Origin of the sequence: Ensifer canadensis (assembly GCF_017488845.2) — a bacterium.
GTDB lineage: Bacteria > Pseudomonadota > Alphaproteobacteria > Rhizobiales > Rhizobiaceae > Ensifer > Ensifer canadensis.
The window spans coordinates 3,772,140-3,790,059 of sequence record NZ_CP083370.1; the positions used below are offsets into that span (position 1 = coordinate 3,772,140).

Consider the following 17,920-nt stretch of genomic DNA (forward strand, 5'->3'; position numbering starts at 1 on the left):
AAGGCCAGGAAACGTATTCCGCAAACGATGGAACGTCGCAGTGGCGAATTTATGAGTTCCACTCGAGGAGACGACCGGTGATCGTGGCTGCTATCTTCGTAGTTTTTCCGTTTTGTCTGGCGTTGTCCGCTTTCTCCGACGCCTTTACGATGACGATTCCAAATCGGGTGCCGATCGTTCTGATTGCGACCTTCACCATCGTTGCGCCCCTTGCTGGGCTCGGCATCCCGGAAATCGCGCTCCACATTGCCACAGCCCTTACCGTATTCGGCTTATGCTTCTGTCTCTTTGCACTCGGAACCATGGGTGGCGGTGACGCCAAACTTCTGACCGCTTGCGCCCTATGGTTTGGGGCCAACAGTTCGCTATTGGAATTCTTGCTTTCAGTCTCACTGTTTGGCGGCGTGTTGACCGTTGCGATCCTGTTCCTCAGGGCGCATGAAGATTTCATCCTGCCCTCGCGAATTCCGATGCCGCGGCTATTGTTTACGGCCACAAAGATTCCATACGGGATAGCGATCGCGGCCGGCGGTTTTGTTGCCTACCCCTCGTCACCATTGGTGCGAATGGCGTTATCCAGTCTCCATTGAACTGGCGATCCGAGTTTTGACATGTGCCGCCGCAAGTGTTCGCCACGTGCAGTAAGCGGCCTATGCCGACGGTAGGCGATTATTAACCATACCCGTAAGCGGCTTATTAACTATAATTACACCAATTCCTGATCAACCTGACGCCAGCATATCTGCGGGGCTCAGAAACGATCATGAAACCGGTTCGCATCATCATACTGGCGGTGGCCGTCGCCTCGGCGGCGATGGCCGGGTTGTTGGCGATGAAGCTGACCCGTGGTCCCTCGCCACAAATGGCGGAGCCACTGATCGAGCGAGCGCCGACCGTCAATGTCCTTGTTGCGAGCAAGAGCTTGCCCGTCGGGTCGCGCTTAGGTGGCGATGCGGTCCATTGGATGGCATGGCCCAAGGACGGTGTCGTCGAGGGGCTCATCACCGAAGAAAATCGTCCCTCTGCCATTGAAGATCTGACCGGCGCAGTCGTTCGCCTGCCGATCTTTAACGGCGAGCCCGTGCGCAGCGAGAAGGTCGCGGACTCCTCCAGCCGAATCATGTCGTCGCTATTGCCTGCTGGCAAGCGCGCCGTTGCCACAGAGATCACCGTGGCGACCGGCGCCGGCGGCTTCATCCTGCCCAATGACCGCGTCGACGTCATCATGGTCCGTAAATCGGACGGCGATCTCTACCTGACGGAAACCGTGCTCAGCAATGTTCGCGTGCTGGCGATCGATCAGCAGGTCGAGGAGAAGGATGACGGCTCAAAATCCGTTGTCGGTACCACGGCGACGCTGGAACTGACGCCGGATCAATCAAAGGTCATGACTGTCGCGCAGCAAATGGCTGAACGCATCTCACTTGCCCTTCGCAGTGTCGCGGATGCTCAAGAATCCGATACGAACGCTGCGGATTACCTTCTGAGTGGCGATGGCCAGCCCAGCATCCAGGTCATCAAGTCGGGCTCGATCGTCAAGAACGACGGTGCCATCAGCCAAGGCCAGCAACAATGAGCGATCGAGCGGAGCGCAGGGTGAAGCGGAGCGGGAACAAATTTCGGACGTCTGTTGCAGCCGGTCTGTCGTTTTGCCTGACATTCTCGGGCATGGCGCTGCCAACGCTCCCGTTCGCCCATGCGGCCGCCTCGTCGGTCGTCAGGATCGTTGAAAGCGGGCCCGGGGTGAAGAAGAAGATCAGCCTGGGGCTGAACAAGGCCGTCGTCGTCGATCTACCGGCCGATGCCCATGATATTCTCGTCGCCGACCCATCGCTCGCCGATGCCGTCACGCGCACGTCCAGGCGTATCTATCTCTTTGGAAAATCCGTTGGGCAGACCAACATTTTTGTCTTCGGGCCGAATGGCGAAGAGATCGTCAGTCTTGACGTCGAGGTTGAGCGCGACATCGCCAATCTGCAGTCAAACCTGCGTCGTTTCATTCCCGATGCCGAAATCAACGTTGAGATCATCTCCGACAACATCGTGCTGACGGGTACCGTGCGCACACCGCTCGATTCGACGCGAGCCGTCGATCTCGCCAAGGCCTTCCTGCAGGGCGGTGAAGCGACGACACGCAACATCACTGCGCAGGGAAACAATGGTGATGCCGATATCTTTGCCGAGGATCGGCAGGTCTCGCAGATTGTCAACCTGTTGACCATCGAAGGTGACGATCAGGTCACGCTGAAGGTGACGGTTGCCGAAGTGAGCCGCCAGGTCTTGAAGCAATTGGGCTTCAACGGGCGTGTAGGAGACGGCGAGAGCGGTATCGGCTTCCGCAATCCTGCAAACCTCGGTGATGCGATCAGTGTCGGCGCAAACGCGCTGATCAAGGGATCCATCGGCGGAACGACGATCTCGAGCTACATCAATGCGATGGAGCAAGCCGGTGTCATGCGCACACTGGCCGAACCCACCTTGACGGCAATTTCGGGACAAGAGGCCAATTTCTATGTCGGCGGGGAATTTCGGCTCGGCGGCACCCAGGAAGTCAAGGTCGACGACAAAACCGGCGACCCAACGGTTACGCGTGAGATCAACGACGTCGAATATGGAATTCGCCTGAACTTCAAGCCGGTCGTCCTGGGACCGGGCCGTATCAGTCTGCAGATCGAAACCAACGTTTCCGAGCCGACCTATGAGGGCTCGATCGTCACCGGCAACGGCTTCACCTCTGTCCCTGGCAACACCTTCCTCGGCATCCGCAGGCGCGAGGCGTCGACCAGTGTCGAGCTTCCCTCGGGCGGCTCTATCGTCATCGCCGGCCTCGTGCAGGACAATATCCGTCAGGCAATGTCCGGCCTGCCGGGTGCATCGAAAATCCCGGTCCTCGGAACGCTCTTCCGCAGCAAGGATTTCGTGCGCAACGAAACCGAACTTGTCATCATTGCGACGCCCTACCTCGTGCGCCCGGTTGCCAGAAGCGCGATCGCCAGGCCCGACGACAATTTCAACCCTGCCAATGATCTCGACAGCTTCTTCCTTGGTCGGGTGAACCGCATCTACGGGCGCCCGGAAGCATCCGCACCGGCGGGTCAGTACCATGGCAATGTTGGCTTCATCTACAAATAGGGCTGGGTCATGCAAACGCGAAGCAGCTTCCACGAGAATTCTGAAAGGCCGAGTGCCATGTCCCTCAACAGATCCGGAGTTCCCGTCCGTCATTTGCGGCGTGCTGCAATCCTCCTCGTGGCTGCCGGGCTGCTTGTCGGCTGCGGCACCAAGGATAATCTTTCGACGGGCTCTATCCCCGATGATTACCGGACACGGCATCCGATCGTGCTTGCCGAGGGCGAGCGTACGATCGATATCCCCATTGCCTCCGGTGACCGTCGGCTGACGCAAGGCACGCGCGACGTCATCAGCGGCTTTGGTGCCGATTATCGCAATTCATCGACCGGTGTCGTCCAGATCATGCTGCCGCGTGGCTCGGCAAACAGCCACGCCGCGCAGGCCATGCGCAAGGAGATCCGCGGCGTTCTCGTCGCCGCCGGCGTTCCCGCGAAGCGACTGATCGAGGCCGGCTACGAGGCCGGTCCCATGGGTGATGCCGCTCCGGTTCGCTTGAGCTATGTGGCGATCACCGCCCAGACCGGTCCCTGTGGCGAGTGGCCGGAGGACGTTGCACTCAACACGATCCAGAACCGCAACTACTATAATTTCGGCTGCGCGTCGCAATCCAATCTGGCGGCCCAGATCTCCAATCCGACCGATCTGCTCGGCCCGCGCCAGATGTCGCCGATCGATGCGGAGCAGCGCGGCCAGGTCATCACGGACTGGCGCGGAACCGAAAAGAGTGACGGACCCGTCATCATCGTCAATTGATATCGTTGGGATCAGCAGATGAGCACCATTGAGTACAGGATCGAAACGGGGGCCGGGGCGGGCGATTCCGTTTTCGATACGGTTCAACCGGGCGACCTCGAGCAGGTCCGTCCGCTGCCGCGCATTTCTATCCATGCCTTTTGCGAAAGCGAGGCGATGCAGCGGCTGATGGAGCGTTGCGGCCAGGACCGCCGCATGGCGAAGGTCAGCCTGCGCATCAACAGTGGCGGCATCGATGCTGCGGCAAACATGTTTGCGACGGTGTCGACGCCCAATCTGATTATCCTGGAAACGTCGACAGAACCGCGGTCGCTGCTGACGGAACTCGCGCCATTGGCTGCGGTCTGCGACCCCAGCACCAAGGTCGTTCTCATCGGCAAACACAACGATATCGCTCTTTATCGCGATCTCATCCGCAACGGCATTTCCGAGTATATGGTCGCGCCGGTGGCGATGCCGGATATTCTGTCGGCGGTTTCATCGATTTTCGTCGATCCCGACGCCGAGCCGCTGGGGCGCAGCCTGGCCTTTATCGGCGCCAAGGGCGGCAGCGGTTCCTCGGCCATCGCGCACAATTGCGCCTGGGGCATTTCTAACCTTTTTTCGACCGAAACCATTCTTGCCGATCTCGACCTGCCCTACGGCACGGCCAATATCGATTTCGATCAGGACCCGCCAACGGGTATCTCGGAAGCGGTTTTCGCACCGGAGAGGCTCGACGAGGTCTTTCTCGATCGTCTTCTGACCAAATGCTCCGAGCATCTTTCGCTGCTGGCGGCGCCGTCGATGCTGGATCGCGCCTATGACTTCGAGGGTGGCGCCTTTCATCCGATCCTCGAGATCTTGCAACGCAGTGCACCCGTTTCGGTGCTCGACATCCCGCATATGTGGACGGAATGGACGCGCGCGGTTCTCGGCGAAGCCGATGAGATCGTGATCACAGCCGTGCCGGATCTCGCAAGTCTTCGCAACACGAAGAACCTGCTCGATGCCTTGAAGAAGCTTCGGCCGAACGACAAGCAACCTCATCTCATCTTGAATCAGGTGGGCATGCCGAAGCGTCCGGAGATTGCGGTGAGCGAATTCTGCGAGTCGCTGGAAATCGAAGCGGCCGCTATCATCCCGTTCGACGCCGTTCTCTTCGGCAACGCGTCGAACAGCGGCCGCATGATTGCGGAGATAGACAAAAAATCCGCCGCCGCCGAAACCTTCTCCCAACTCGCGCACCTGCTGACCGGCCGTGCGTCGATGAAGAAGGCGCGACGCGGCGGCCTCGGGAAGATGCTCGCGGCGCTGGGCAAGAAATAGACCACGCATACCGCATAATTCCTTAAGTCGGATTCGATTTAAGAAGAAAATTATGCAGCAAATCTAAAGTGTTACAGCGTCCTTAGCGCGTCATGTTTGACACGCGGCGCTGTACAACGGACGGATCAGGAACATGTTCGGCAAACGCGGAAACGAAGGCTTCGGCAAGAGCGGCACGACAGGTGCTGCTCTGCCGCCGATCGTCCCTGCCACGCAAGCGGCCGTCATCGCCCACGTGCCGGTGCTTGGCGATGCTCAAGCACCGGCGTCGCGTCCGCAATCGCCAGCTCCGGCACAAAGAAAGCGACCCGCCCGCAACGAGGACTACTACGATACGAAGTCGCAGGTTTTCTCCGCGCTGATCGATACGATCGATCTGTCGCAGCTGGCCAAGCTAGATACGGAAAGCGCACGCGAAGAAATTCGCGATATCGTCAATGACATCATCACGATCAAGAACTTCGCGATGTCGATCTCCGAGCAGGAGGAACTGCTCGACGATATCTGCAATGACGTCCTTGGCTATGGACCGTTAGAGCCGTTGCTCGCGCGCGATGATATTGCCGATATCATGGTCAATGGTGCCGGTCAGACCTTCATCGAAGTGGGCGGCAAGACGATCGAATCCGAAGTCCGATTCCGTGACAATGCCCAGCTCCTGTCGATTTGCCAGCGGATCGTCGGACAGGTGGGGCGGCGCGTCGACGAATCCAGCCCTATCTGCGACGCGCGTCTTCCTGACGGCTCGCGCGTCAACGTCATTGCGCCGCCGCTCGCCATCGACGGCACCGCACTGACGATCCGCAAATTCAAGAAGGACAAGCTGAAGCTCGATCAGCTGGTGAAATTCGGCGCAATCACGCCCGAGGGGGCAGTCCTTCTCCAGATCATCGGCCGCGTCCGCTGCAACATCGTCATCTCCGGCGGTACCGGTTCGGGCAAGACGACGCTTCTGAACTGCCTGACCGGCTTCATCGACCTCGACGAGCGAGTGATTACCTGCGAAGACACCGCCGAACTGCAATTGCAGCAGCCGCACGTGGTTCGCCTCGAAACCCGACCGCCGAATATCGAAGGCGAGGGTGAGATCACCATGCGGGATCTCATCAAGAACTGCCTGCGTATGCGGCCCGAGCGCATCATCGTCGGCGAAGTGCGCGGACCTGAGGTGTTTGACCTGCTGCAGGCGATGAACACCGGCCATGACGGTTCCATGGGGACGATCCACGCCAATACGCCGCGCGAATGCCTGGCGCGTATGGAATCGATGATCGCCATGGGCGGCTACACCCTGCCGGCCAAGACTGTGCGCGAGATCATCTCCGGATCCATCGACGTCATCATCCAGGCCGCGCGTCTGCGCGACGGTTCGCGCCGCATCACCCACATCACCGAAGTGGTCGGTATGGAAGGCGACGTCATCATCACGCAGGATCTGATGCGCTACGAGATCGAAGGGGAAGATGCCAACGGCCGTATTGTCGGCCGCCACGTATCGACCGGCATCGGTCGCCCGCACTTTTGGGATCGCGCCCGGTACTTCAACGAAGACAAACGCCTGGCGGCGACACTCGACGCTATGGACAAGGGCTAGGAGCCGCGATGTTCGGCATAGGCATCCCCGTCCTGGCGCTGGCCTTCCTCGTCGCAATTTCAGCGGCGGCCCTTGCCTATGTTGTCCTGTATTCGCGGATAGAAACCGAGAAGAAGGCGGAAGGTCGAATTCGCAAAGTCGGCGCCGCCGAAACAGATCGGGTCAAGGTCAAGGCAGCTCGCGATCGTGTCAGCGAAATGTCGAAGCGACGCAAGTCCGTTCAGGACTCGTTGAAGGAACTCGAGAAGAAGCAACAGGAAAAATCGAGCAAGACGGCGCCATCGATGAAGGCCCGCCTGGCACAGGCAAACCTGTCCATTTCCCTGACGCAGTTTTATCTTTTCAGTGCGGCTTTCGGCTTCGTCGCCTTCATCATCACGCTCATGGCTGGCGCCGGTCTCGCGATCTCGGCTGGCATCAGCCTGATCGCCGCCGCTGGCCTGCCACGCTGGTTCATCGGCTTCCTGATCAAGCGTCGCTGCAAGAAATTCCTTGAGGAGTTTCCGAACGCGCTCGACATCATGGTTCGCTCGATCAAATCGGGTCTTCCGTTGAATGATGCCCTGCGCCTCATCGCCGGTGACGGCCAGGAGCCGGTCAAAACCGAATTTCGCCGCGTCGTCGATTCTCAGCAGGTCGGCCTCAGCGTCACCGAGGCATGCGCCCGCATGATCAATAGCATTCCACTGGCAGAGGTGAATTTCTTCGCCATTGTTATTGGTATTCAGGCGCAGGCGGGTGGCAACCTGTCCGAAGCGCTCGGCAACCTGTCGAAGGTGTTGCGTGAACGAAAGAAGATGAAGGCCAAGGTCAGCGCTCTGTCGATGGAGGCAAAGGCTTCGGCTTGCATTATTGGCGCCCTGCCATTCATCGTGTCGTTCCTCGTTTACGTTACCTCACCCGACTACATGATGGTCCTGTTCACTGACCCGCGCGGCCATCTCATCATTGGCGCTGGCTTGGTCTGGATGAGTATCGGCATTCTGGTGATGCGCAACATGATCAATTTCGATATCTGAGGGACGATTATGAGCGAAGGATTGATCAAGACACTGACGGATCCCAATGTCGTCTTTGCCGTTCTTGTCTCATTTGCAGTGCTGGCGACCTTCTATTCTCTCGTGGTGCCGCTCTTGGAGCGCGGAGACCTCGGCAAGCGGATGAAATCGGTGGCGACCGAGCGCGAACAGATCCGCGCACGGGAACGCGCGCGCCTGGCGGCCGAAGTCTCGAGCGGCAAGGCCAATTTGCGCGGTCAGAACAATACGTCCGTTCGCCAGGTGGTCGAGCGGCTGAATCTGCGCAAAGCCCTCGTTGACGACAACACGGTCAACCGTCTCAAGACGGCGGGCTATCGGTCCCAGAACGCGCTCAACACCTTCCTCTTCGCGCGCTTCTGCCTTCCGTTCCTGTTCCTGGTCATCGCGATCATCTATATTTTCGTGCTCGGCAATTTTGCCGAAAAGCCGTTCATGATGCGGTTCGCATTTGCCGTCGGTTTTGCCTATGTCGGCTTCTATGCGCCGAACATCTTTGTCGCCAACGCCATCTCGAAGCGACAGCATTCCATTCGTCGCGCCTGGCCGGATGCGCTCGATCTCCTGCTGATCTGCGTTGAATCCGGCGTCTCGATGGAGCTTGGCATGCGGCGCGTTGCCGATGAAATTGCCTCCCAGTCGCCGGCTCTGGCGGAGGAATTGGTGTTGACGACGGCCGAGCTTTCCTTCCTGCCCGAACGCCGGATCGCGCTCGAAAACCTCGGCCACCGGACGGGCCTCGATGATGTGAAATCGGTGGTTCAGGCGCTGATCCAGGCCGACCGCTACGGCACCCCGATTGCCCAGGCGCTGCGCGTTCTGGCGCAGGAAAGCCGCGATCAGCGCATGAATGCCGCTGAAAAGAAGGCGGCGGCGCTGCCGCCCAAGCTCACAGTGCCGATGATCCTGTTCTTCCTGCCGGTTCTCGTCGCCGTCATCCTCGGTCCGGCCGGCATCCAGGTCGCCGATCGTTTCTGATCCCGCTGCTGCACAATTCTTCAGAGCGGATGCAATTTGGGAGATTGTGCCGAAAAGTCGGGCCGCCCATGGCGCTCGTCGCGTATTCCATTGAACGCGCGAGGCTGTGGAGGCTTGCAAATCAGAGGCGGCTTGAGATCAGCCTAGCGCATGTCACTATCGCAAAACCGCTACGCACTTTTGCGCGACATGCGCAAAAACAAAGGCTTAAAGCGCAGTCAGCGATTCCTACAGCGCAGCACGTCTTATTAGACGCGCAAAGGTCGCTGTAGCGGGCTTGGGGCGTGCGACAGACACCGGTTCCGTTCCGTGATCTCAGTTGGTGTTAGTTTCGTCCGCCTTGGCCAGCTGCGTCCACGCACCTTGCTGCGACAGCATCGAGCGCAGATATTTCACGTTGGCTTCTGCCTGCTCCCCGGAAAGCTCCTGGCGGGCGATCGTTTCGGCCTCTTGAAAGCGTCCCTGCAGCCCGACGGCGAGTGCGAGGTTCTGCCGTACGCTGCTGTCGGCGCCGGGTTGGCTCGCGGCGGACTTGAGATAGGTCTCCGCCGTGCGCAGGTCCTTGGTCAGAAGATAGGACATGCCGAGGTTGGAGAGCACCGAAGGCTCGTTCGGCTTGAGCTCGAGCGCTTCGCGATAGCGCAGGCGCGCCTCCTGGGCACGTCCGAGTTGGTCAAGGATCGCGCCCTCGGCCGATTTCAGCTTCCAGTCCGGCCGATCCGGCGTCTGCGCGCGACTGATCGTGTTCAGTGCCTGATCCAGTTGTCCGGCCGCTGCCTGCGCCTTGCCGTAGGCGCCGAGGACCTCGCGGTCCTGCGGATGGTTGATGGCGACCTGCTGCATGACGGCAAGCGCCTGTTCGTTGCGCCCGGTCATGCGCAGAAGATTGGCGTAGTTGAGCCCCGCCTCGCGATCCCGCGGGTTCTTCTCATAGGCCTGGCCGATGCCTTCGGCTGCCTGGGACAGTTCCGATGCGGTCATCGATTGAACCGACTTCGACGTGCCCGAAATGGAACCGGTCGTCAGCTCCTTCTTCGGCTGGTTGGCACAGCCGGCGACAGACAGGGCGACGATCGCGATCGCGGCGCCTTGCAGCAGACGGTTGGCGTTTAGGGATGAGATCGTGCGTTTGGCCATCGGCGGTGTCCCCAGCATGCATTCGCGCACCAGAACTCCAAACAACATCGGCGCAACTTTCACTCCAGCAATAATCTGTTAACCCTAACAGAGCGTTAAATGCGCGAATCCATCTCTGTCAGCCGAGGACTTCCATGGCCCCCTATCAGTTCATCGAGCGGCCGTCGCCGTTCAACACCAGCGCAGGCAAGACTCTGCCGATCTTCGCGGTCACGCCGGCGCATATCGAAACGGGAGCCATCGATCCGATCGCGCTTGATTGGGCCCGAAAGGCCGGCTTCAAGGCCGAATCGGGCGCGGTCCTTCTGATCCCATCCGCCGATGGCCATCTCGGCGGCGCGCTCTTCGGCCTGGGCGGCAACCCATCCGAGGCGCCGTTCCTGACCGGCAAGCTCGCGCGCGCCCTGCCACCCGGCAAGTACCATATCGAAACGGCGCCGCTCACAGCCAACCGGCTGGCACTCGGCTATGGTCTCGGCTCCTATCGCTTCGAGCGTTACAAGTCGGCAAAGGGCGAGCCGCCGACCTTGCTCATCCCGACCGATGCCGATGCTGCCGATATCAAGCGTCAGCTCGCCGGCGTCTTCCTTGCCCGCGACCTCATCAACACGCCGACCAACGACATGGGCCCTGAGGCGCTGGAAGCAGCATTCCGCGCACTTGCGACGCACTACAAGGCGGATGTCTCGGTGATATCGGGCGAGGCTCTTCTGACGCAGAACTTCCCGCTTGTTCACACGGTCGGCCGTGCGAGCGCAGAAGCGCCGCGTCTTCTTGAACTGCGCTGGGGCAAGAAGGGCCACAAGAAAGTGACGCTGGTCGGCAAGGGCGTCTGCTTCGACACCGGCGGCCTCGACATCAAGCCCGCTTCCTCAATGCTGCTAATGAAGAAGGACATGGGCGGTGCCGCCAACGTCATGGGCCTCGCGCTGATGATCATGGATGCAAAGCTCAAGGTCGATCTGCGCGTCATCATCCCCGTCGTCGAGAACTCGATCTCCGCCAATGCCTTCCGGCCGGGCGACATCTATCGCAGCCGCAAGGGCCTGACGGTGCAGATCGACAACACCGATGCCGAAGGCCGTCTCATTCTTGCCGATGCGCTCGCCTATGCCGACGAGGAAAAGAACGAGCTGCTTGTCGATATGGCAACGCTGACCGGTGCCGCCCGCGTTGCACTCGGTCCCGACCTGCCGCCGTTCTTCACCGACGACGCCGAGCTGGCGCAGGATCTCTCTGAGGCGAGCCTCAGCGTCGACGATCCGATGTGGCGCATGCCTCTGCACATGGGCTACGACAAGGACGTCTCCGCGCGCATTGCCGACCTGACGAACGCGCCTTCGGGCGGCATGGCAGGTTCGATCACCGCAGCGCTCTTCCTCAAGCGCTTCGTCACCAACACCAAAAGCTGGGTGCATTTCGATATCTTCGGGTGGGCCCAGTCCGAGCGGCCGCATTCGCCTGTTGGCGGTGAGGCTCAGGCTATTCGCGCGCTCTATCAGCATATCGGGCGGATCGCCAAGTGAGTCTCTGATGAAGACGACCGGCGCTGACCCTGCGCCGGTCGTCCGAAAAAGCAACGCTTGCGTAACGGTCCGCCGCTATGGTGGCGGACTACCGCAGCGCCGCGCTTCCCTTGGAAGTGTATTGGTCGCTGTCGTTCGTTGACTGTCTGTTTGAATCCTCGAACCGGAGAGCGATCGAGGGATTCATGCGGTTGCGCAGGAGTTGCCATTGCCGGTCGAGCTTACGCCCTCCCAGGCCCTCGGGCTCTGGCACATGGTATCGTTGGAACAGGTGCGGGTGGACGGTCGCGATCTGACGCTGCGCCAGATGGCGATCCTCTTGCAGATCTATCTCGTGCCGCCGCCCCACACCGTTCGTGGCCTTGCCGCAACCCTTGGCGTCACCAAGCCGGTGATCACGCGAGCACTCGATACCATGGGCGCCCTCGGCCTTGTCGACCGCGCCCGCGACGACCGCGATCGGCGCAACGTGGTCATCAAAAGGACAGTCGACGGTGCTCTCTATCTTGAAAAATTCGGCGATCTGATCATTGATCAGGGCCGCAAACAGCCTAAGTGAGTTGACATGTCGACACTTCCCGATCGCCGCCTGAATGCCTATCGAGCCGACCTCGCCGAAAGCCGCCTTCGCGGTGTCGTGGAGGCCGAGCGCTATGTCGAGGGAAGCGTTGCCCGCGTCTCCGTGCCGGTAACGCCGCTCAGGGCAAAGCCCGATCTTGCCTGCGGTACCGATACCGAACTGCTGCTCGGCGAATCGGTTCGGGTGCTCGATACCAACGAGAGCTGGTGCTGGGTGAAGGCGGATCTCGACGGCTATGTCGGCTACCTTCCGGAATATTGCCTTGCGCCGGTGGTCAAGAGCCCGACGCACATCGTCTCGGCCCCGCGCACCTTCGTCTATTCCGGTCATGACTTGCGTTTTCCGACTGTTTATCCGTTGTCGATGGGCAGCCGTCTCAGCGTTGTCGACGAGCGCGAGACCCGTGGCACGCGCTACTTCCTGCTCGACGGCGGCCAGGCGGTGATCGCCAACCATTGCATCGAGGTCGGCAGCGTCGTGCCCGGAGACTATGTCTCGGTTGCCGCCCGCTTCGTCGAAACTCCCTATCTCTGGGGCGGTCGTTCCGGTTTCGGCATTGATTGTTCCGGCCTTGTGCAGCTGTCGATGATGATGGTCGGCAAGCTCGCCCCGCGCGACTCCGACATGCAGGCTGCAGGCTTGGGAACGCCGATCGCCCGTGAGGAGCTTAGGCGCGGCGACCTCGTCTTCTGGAAGGGCCACGTTGCGCTGATGGAAGACGACGAAACGCTGATCCATGCCAACGGCCATACGATGACCGTTGCCCGCGAGGGACTGGAAGCGTCGATCGAACGCATCGGTTGGCTCTACGACCAGCCGACGGGCTATCGCCGCCCTTAAGCATTTCCAGGAAAAGTGCGAAGCGGTTTTCCGTCAGGTAATGCGCAAAAACAAAGAGATAGAGGGTTTGGGCGGCTCTCTCGAGGCCGGAAGCGTTCTAAGCGCTCAGTAGCCGGCTAATTTATCGACGACGTGCTGCAAAGGTTGCCCGCTTTCGAGGCGGGCGATCTGCTGTTCGACGTGGCGGAACAGCGCCTTGACGTCGGACGAAGCTGCGACATGCGGCGTTACATAGACATTCGGCATCTGCCAGAAGCGGCTTTCTGGCGAAAGCGGCTCCTGCTCGAAAACGTCAAGGGACGCTGCGCCGAGAAGGCCCGAATCGAGTGAGCTCAAGATATCGGTTTCGACCTGGCTGCCGCCGCGGCCGCCATTGATGAAGACCGGGGCGCCAAAGGGGCCGTTGCGGCTCAGCTTGGCAAAAAGTCCGGCATTGAAGATGCCGCGGGTCTCCGGCGTCAGCGGCAACAGGCCAACCAGGAAGTCCGTGCGCGCCAGGAAGGCGTCCAGCTCGTCACCGCCATAGGTCTCGATGCCGTCGATCGCCTTCGTGCTGCGCGACCAGCCGACGACCTTGAAGCCCAAGGCCGAAAGCTTACGGGCCGCATCCTGTCCAAGCACGCCCATGCCCATGATGCCGACGGTAATGTCCGCCGCCTCGGGTTGGGAAAGGTCGCGCCACTCCCGCTTTGCCGCCAGCGCCTCATAGGTGCTGTGCTGGCGCAGATGCATGAGGCATTGCATCACCACCCATTCGCTCATGCGTGTCGTCAGGCTGCGATCGACGAAGCGCACAAGCGGCACATCCGGCAATCCCGGCAGCGTCAGGACATGGTCGACGCCGGCGCCGCCGGAGAACACCACCTTGAGATCCGGCGCTCTCTCGAAAAGGTCCGGTGCCGATTTCCACACCACGGCATAGTCGATATCAGAGAGATCGCGATTGTCGTGGATGGCATCGGCTCGGTTGATCACCTCCCGGTCCGGGAAGGCGCCCTTCAGGGCTGCCGCAACCTCCTCGGGAATGAACTTCAGATCGATGATGACGGAGCTTTTCGAGGGCATTGTTAGGACTCTACTGGCGGATGGCGGACAGGTTGACGGCTTCGAGGTTGAAGGCTGCCGCCATCAGGGCCTTGGTATAATCCTCCTGCGGCGCATTGAAGATGCGCTCCGCCGGGCCCTGCTCGACGACCTTGCCCATGCGCATCACGATCATCTCGTTGGCAAGCGCCCGCACAACCTTGAGGTCGTGGCTGATGAAGAGATAGGCGAGGTCGTGCTTGTGCTGCAGGTCGCGCAGCAGGTCGACCACCTGCGCCTGGACGCTCATGTCGAGCGCCGAGGTCGGCTCATCCAGCATCACGAATTTCGGCTTCAGTACCATCGCACGCGCAATCGCGATGCGCTGCCGTTGGCCGCCGGAGAATTCGTGCGGATAGCGCCAGCGGGTGGCGGGGTCGAGCCCCACTTCCTCGAGCGCTGCGGCGACGCGTTGATCGCGCTCGTTGTCCGACAGCGCGCTCTCGTGGATTTTCAGCCCTTCGGCGATGATGTCGGAAATCGACATGCGCGGGCTCAGAGAACCGTAAGGGTCCTGGAAGACGACCTGCATCCGGTTTCGAAGCGGCCGCATTTCGCGGAAGCTGTAGGCGGCGATGTCCTTGCCGACGAAGGCGATCCGTCCCTTGGACGATATCAGCCGCGTCAGCGCCAGACCGAGCGTCGTCTTGCCGGAACCCGATTCGCCGACGACGCCGAGCGTCTGGCCGGCGCGCAGCTTAAGGTCGATGCCGTCGACCGCCTTCACGTGGTCGACGACCTTGCGCAGGAAGCCGGCCTTGATCGGAAACCAAACCTTCACATCAGCCGCTTCCATGACGACTGGCTTCGAGGCGTCCGAAAGCGGCGGGTTACCCCTTGGCTCGGATGCGAGCAGGTGGCGGGTATAGGCATGCTGTGGATTGGCAAAGATCTCGGCGGTCGGCCCGGTCTCGACGATCTTGCCCTTGGTCATCACGCAGACCCTGTCGGCGATTTTTCGCACGATGCCGAGGTCATGGGTGATGAACAGCATCGACATGCCGTGCTCGTCTTTCAGCGTTTTCAAGAGTTCGAGGATCTGGGCCTGCACCGTGACGTCGAGCGCCGTCGTCGGCTCGTCGGCGATCAAAAGCTCCGGCCGGTTGGCGAGCGCCATGGCGATCATCACGCGCTGGCGCTGGCCACCGGAAAGCTCGTGAGGATAGGCGCCAAGCCGCTTCTCCGGCTCGCGGATGCCGACCTGGTTCAAGAGCTCGAGAATTCTCGTGCGCGCCGCGGCTCCTTCCAGTCCCTGATGCAGCTCCAGGATCTCGCCGATCTGCCGTTCGATCGGATGCAGCGGATTGAGCGATGTCATCGGCTCCTGGAAGATCATCGTGATGTCGTTGCCGCGCACATGGCGCAGCTCCGCATCGCTGGCCTTCAGCAGGTCCTTGCCGTTGAAGTGGATTTCGCCGCTCGGATGGCTTGCCGAAGGGTAGGGCAGGAGCTTCAGAATCGAGTTGGCGGACACGGACTTGCCGGAGCCGGACTCACCGACAAGCGCAACCGTTTCGCCGCGCTTGATGTCGAAGGAAATGCTATCGACCGCAAGCGAGGTGTTACCGCCCTGATGGAAAGCGACCGACAGATCGCGGACGGAGAGAATGGGATCGGTCATCGTCGCGCTCACCGGAATGTCTTTCTCGGGTCGAAGGCATCGCGGGTCGCTTCGCCGACGAAGATCAGCAGCGACAGCATCACCGACATGACGCAGAAGGCCGTCAGCCCGAGCCAGGGCGCCTGCAGATTGGATTTGCCCTGCGCGATCATCTCGCCAAGGGAAGGCGAGCCCGGCGGCATGCCGAAGCCGAGGAAGTCGAGCGAGGTCAGCGTGGTGATCGAGCCAGAAAGGATGAACGGCAGGAAGGTCAGGGTCGCCACCATCGCGTTCGGCAGCAGGTGACGGTACATGATCGTGCCGTTGCCGACGCCAAGCGCGCGCGCTGCATTCACATATTCGAAGTTGCGTGCCCGCAGGAACTCGGCGCGCACGACGCCGACAAAGCCGACCCAGGAAAACAAGAGCATGATGCCGAGCAGGATGAAGAAGCCCGGCGGCAGGATCGCGGCGATGATCAAGAGAATGTAGAGCACCGGCATCGACGACCAGATCTCGATGAAGCGCTGCATCAAGAGGTCGGTCCAGCCGCCGAAATAGCCCTGCACTGCGCCGGCCGTCACGCCGATGATCGCGGAGGCGATGGTGAGTACCAGCCCGAAGAGCACCGAGATGCGGAAGCCGTAGATCATGCGCGCCGTCACGTCGCGCGCCTGGTCGTCGGTGCCGAGCCAGTTGAGGTTGCCGGCAATGCAGTTGCGGTCGGCGGTGCCTTCCGGATAGGCCGAGCAGCGTTCCTTCGTGCTCATCAGCCAGAAGGGCTTTGTCGGCGCCGAATGCGGAATGTTCGAGTTGACCGTCTGGTAGGAGTAGCGGATCGGCGGCCAGATCATCCAGCCGTTGCCCTCGATCTCGTCGCGAATGTAGTCGGAGCGATAGTCGGTCTCGGCAAGGAAGCCGCCGAACTTCTCCTCCGGATAGTTGACCACCGCAGGAAACAGGATCTCGCCCTTGTAGGAGGCGATGATCGGCTTGTCGTTGGCGATGAATTCGGCAAACAGGCTGAGCACGAACAGCAGAAGGAACAGCCAGAGCGACCAGTAGCCGCGCCGGTTCGCCTTGAAGTTCTGCCAGCGCCGCTTGTTGACCGGCGACAGCCAGCCACGCGGCGGGGCGGCAACCTGGGTGGGGGCAGTGGTTACGGTGCTCATCACACGTCCCTCCGCTCGAAATCGATGCGCGGATCGACCCAGGTGTAGATGAGGTCGGAGAGCAGGCTGACGAGCAGCCCCATCAGCGAGAAGATGAACAGCGTCGCAAAGACGATCGGATAGTCGCGCTTGACGACGGAATCATAGCCGAGCCGCCCAAGGCCATCGAGCGAGAAGATATATTCGATCAACAGCGAACCGGTGAAGAAGGCCGAGATGAAGGCGCTCGGGAAACCGGCGATGATGATCAGCATAGCGTTGCGGAAGACGTGGCCGTAGAGCACCTGACGGTCATTCAGGCCCTTGGCGCGCGCCGTCGTCACATACTGCTTCTTGATCTCGTCGATGAACGAATTCTTGGTCAAGAGCGTCGTTGTCGCGAAGGCCGAAAGCAAAAGCGTGATCAGCGGCAGCGTCATGTGCCAGAAGTAGTCGAGGATCTTCTGCCACCAGGGCAGTTGCCAGAAATTGTCGGAAACGATGCCGCGCAGCGGAAACCAGTCGAGGAACGAGCCGCCGGCAAAGACGACGATCAGCAGGATGCCGAAAAGGAAGCTCGGAACGGCATAGCCGACGATGATGATGCCCGAGGTCCAGATGTCGAAGGTCGATCCATCAGACACCGCCTTCTTGATGCCGAGCGGGATCGAGATCGCGTAGGAAAACAGCAGGATCCAGAGCCCCAGCGAGATCGAGACCGGCATCTTCTCCTTGATCAGATCGATGACCGACGTGTTGCGGAAGAAGCTCTCGCCGAAGTCGAAGCGGATATAGTCCCACATCATCGTGCCGAAGCGTTCGAGCGGCGGCTTGTCGAAGCCGAACTGTTTTTCGAGCTTGGCGATGAATTCCGGGTCGAGCCCCTGGGCGCCTCGGTACTGGCCGCCTTGATCGCCACCGGTCTGCATCAGGTCGCCGCTGCTGCCGCTCAGCCGGTCGGAGCCGCCGGCGTTCGTCAGGTCCGAAATCACCTGTTCGACCGGTCCGCCGGGCGCAAACTGAATGACTGTGAAAGAAATCGCCATGATCCCGATGATCGTCGGGATCATCAGCAGCAGGCGTCGCAGGATATAGGCACCCATCAGGCCAGCCTTTCGATCGACGTGTTGCCGGTGGCCCGGACCCGCGAAGCGTCGGCGTGCGCCCTATGGTGTCTCAATCCTCACGTCTCCTTGCGGCT

At 60.7% G+C, this 17,920-nt stretch carries 16 protein-coding genes; 11 read left to right on the forward strand and 5 right to left on the reverse strand.

Annotated features, from left to right (window positions below; translation table 11 throughout):
• Positions 1-77: 77 nt before the first annotated feature.
• The 8 genes from J3R84_RS18205 (at position 78) to J3R84_RS18240 (ending at position 8,802) form a co-directional block, all read left to right on the forward strand.
• Positions 78-590, forward strand: a complete 513-nt coding sequence (locus J3R84_RS18205; RefSeq protein ID WP_025425390.1) for an A24 family peptidase — start codon at positions 78-80, stop codon at positions 588-590.
• A 173-nt stretch (positions 591-763) separates the two neighbouring features.
• On the forward strand, positions 764-1,576 hold the full coding sequence (cpaB, locus tag J3R84_RS18210) for a Flp pilus assembly protein CpaB (RefSeq protein WP_025425391.1): 813 nt from the start codon (positions 764-766) through the stop codon (positions 1,574-1,576).
• Positions 1,573-3,132 carry a type II and III secretion system protein family protein gene (locus tag J3R84_RS18215; RefSeq protein ID WP_051509142.1) on the forward strand — a complete coding sequence of 520 codons (1,560 nt, stop codon included), beginning with the start codon at positions 1,573-1,575 and terminating at the stop codon, positions 3,130-3,132. The genes cpaB and J3R84_RS18215 overlap by 4 nt, the downstream gene beginning before the upstream one ends.
• A 57-nt stretch (positions 3,133-3,189) precedes the next feature.
• Complete coding sequence (locus J3R84_RS18220; protein ID WP_025425393.1) at positions 3,190-3,885, forward strand: CpaD family pilus assembly protein; 696 nt, start codon at positions 3,190-3,192, stop codon at positions 3,883-3,885.
• A gap of 18 nt (positions 3,886-3,903) precedes the next feature.
• Positions 3,904-5,193 (forward strand): CpaE/TadZ family protein, encoded by a 1,290-nt coding sequence (locus J3R84_RS18225; RefSeq protein WP_025425394.1) that lies wholly within the window; start codon positions 3,904-3,906, stop codon positions 5,191-5,193.
• A gap of 133 nt (positions 5,194-5,326) precedes the next feature.
• Positions 5,327-6,787 carry a TadA family conjugal transfer-associated ATPase gene (locus J3R84_RS18230; protein WP_025425395.1) on the forward strand — a complete coding sequence of 487 codons (1,461 nt, stop codon included), beginning with the start codon at positions 5,327-5,329 and terminating at the stop codon, positions 6,785-6,787.
• An 8-nt stretch (positions 6,788-6,795) separates the two neighbouring features.
• On the forward strand, positions 6,796-7,806 hold the full coding sequence (locus J3R84_RS18235; protein ID WP_025425396.1) for a type II secretion system F family protein: 1,011 nt from the start codon (positions 6,796-6,798) through the stop codon (positions 7,804-7,806).
• Positions 7,807-7,815: 9 nt separating this feature from the next.
• Positions 7,816-8,802 carry a type II secretion system F family protein gene (locus J3R84_RS18240; RefSeq protein WP_025425397.1) on the forward strand — a complete coding sequence of 329 codons (987 nt, stop codon included), beginning with the start codon at positions 7,816-7,818 and terminating at the stop codon, positions 8,800-8,802.
• A gap of 315 nt (positions 8,803-9,117) precedes the next feature.
• On the opposite strand, the gene J3R84_RS18245 is transcribed toward J3R84_RS18240, so the two are convergent.
• Positions 9,118-9,939, reverse strand: a complete 822-nt coding sequence (locus tag J3R84_RS18245; protein WP_025425398.1) for a tetratricopeptide repeat protein — start codon at positions 9,937-9,939, stop codon at positions 9,118-9,120.
• Positions 9,940-10,073: 134 nt separating this feature from the next.
• Here J3R84_RS18245 and J3R84_RS18250 point away from each other — a divergent pair, with 134 nt between their 5' ends.
• The 3 genes from J3R84_RS18250 (at position 10,074) to J3R84_RS18260 (ending at position 12,885) form a co-directional block, all read left to right on the forward strand.
• Entirely contained in the window at positions 10,074-11,465 is a 1,392-nt protein-coding gene (locus tag J3R84_RS18250) for a leucyl aminopeptidase family protein (RefSeq protein WP_203527304.1), read from the forward strand.
• Between the two features lie 208 nt (positions 11,466-11,673).
• Entirely contained in the window at positions 11,674-12,024 is a 351-nt protein-coding gene (locus J3R84_RS18255; RefSeq protein ID WP_025425400.1) for a MarR family transcriptional regulator, read from the forward strand.
• Positions 12,025-12,030: 6 nt separating this feature from the next.
• Complete coding sequence (locus tag J3R84_RS18260) at positions 12,031-12,885, forward strand: C40 family peptidase (protein WP_025425401.1); 855 nt, start codon at positions 12,031-12,033, stop codon at positions 12,883-12,885.
• Positions 12,886-12,990: 105 nt separating this feature from the next.
• On the opposite strand, the gene J3R84_RS18265 is transcribed toward J3R84_RS18260, so the two are convergent.
• From J3R84_RS18265 to J3R84_RS18280, 4 genes are read right to left on the reverse strand one after another with little or no spacing between them, the layout of a single operon-like run.
• Positions 12,991-13,950 carry a 2-hydroxyacid dehydrogenase gene (locus tag J3R84_RS18265; protein WP_025425402.1) on the reverse strand — a complete coding sequence of 320 codons (960 nt, stop codon included), beginning with the start codon at positions 13,948-13,950 and terminating at the stop codon, positions 12,991-12,993.
• A 10-nt stretch (positions 13,951-13,960) separates the two neighbouring features.
• Entirely contained in the window at positions 13,961-15,589 is a 1,629-nt protein-coding gene (locus tag J3R84_RS18270; RefSeq protein WP_025425403.1) for an ABC transporter ATP-binding protein, read from the reverse strand.
• Positions 15,590-15,597: 8 nt separating this feature from the next.
• Positions 15,598-16,740, reverse strand: coding sequence for an ABC transporter permease (locus J3R84_RS18275; protein ID WP_203527306.1), 1,143 nt, complete (start codon positions 16,738-16,740; stop codon positions 15,598-15,600).
• Positions 16,740-17,822 carry a microcin C ABC transporter permease YejB gene (locus J3R84_RS18280; RefSeq protein ID WP_025425405.1) on the reverse strand — a complete coding sequence of 361 codons (1,083 nt, stop codon included), beginning with the start codon at positions 17,820-17,822 and terminating at the stop codon, positions 16,740-16,742. The genes J3R84_RS18275 and J3R84_RS18280 overlap by 1 nt, the downstream gene beginning before the upstream one ends.
• Positions 17,823-17,920: the final 98 nt, after the last annotated feature.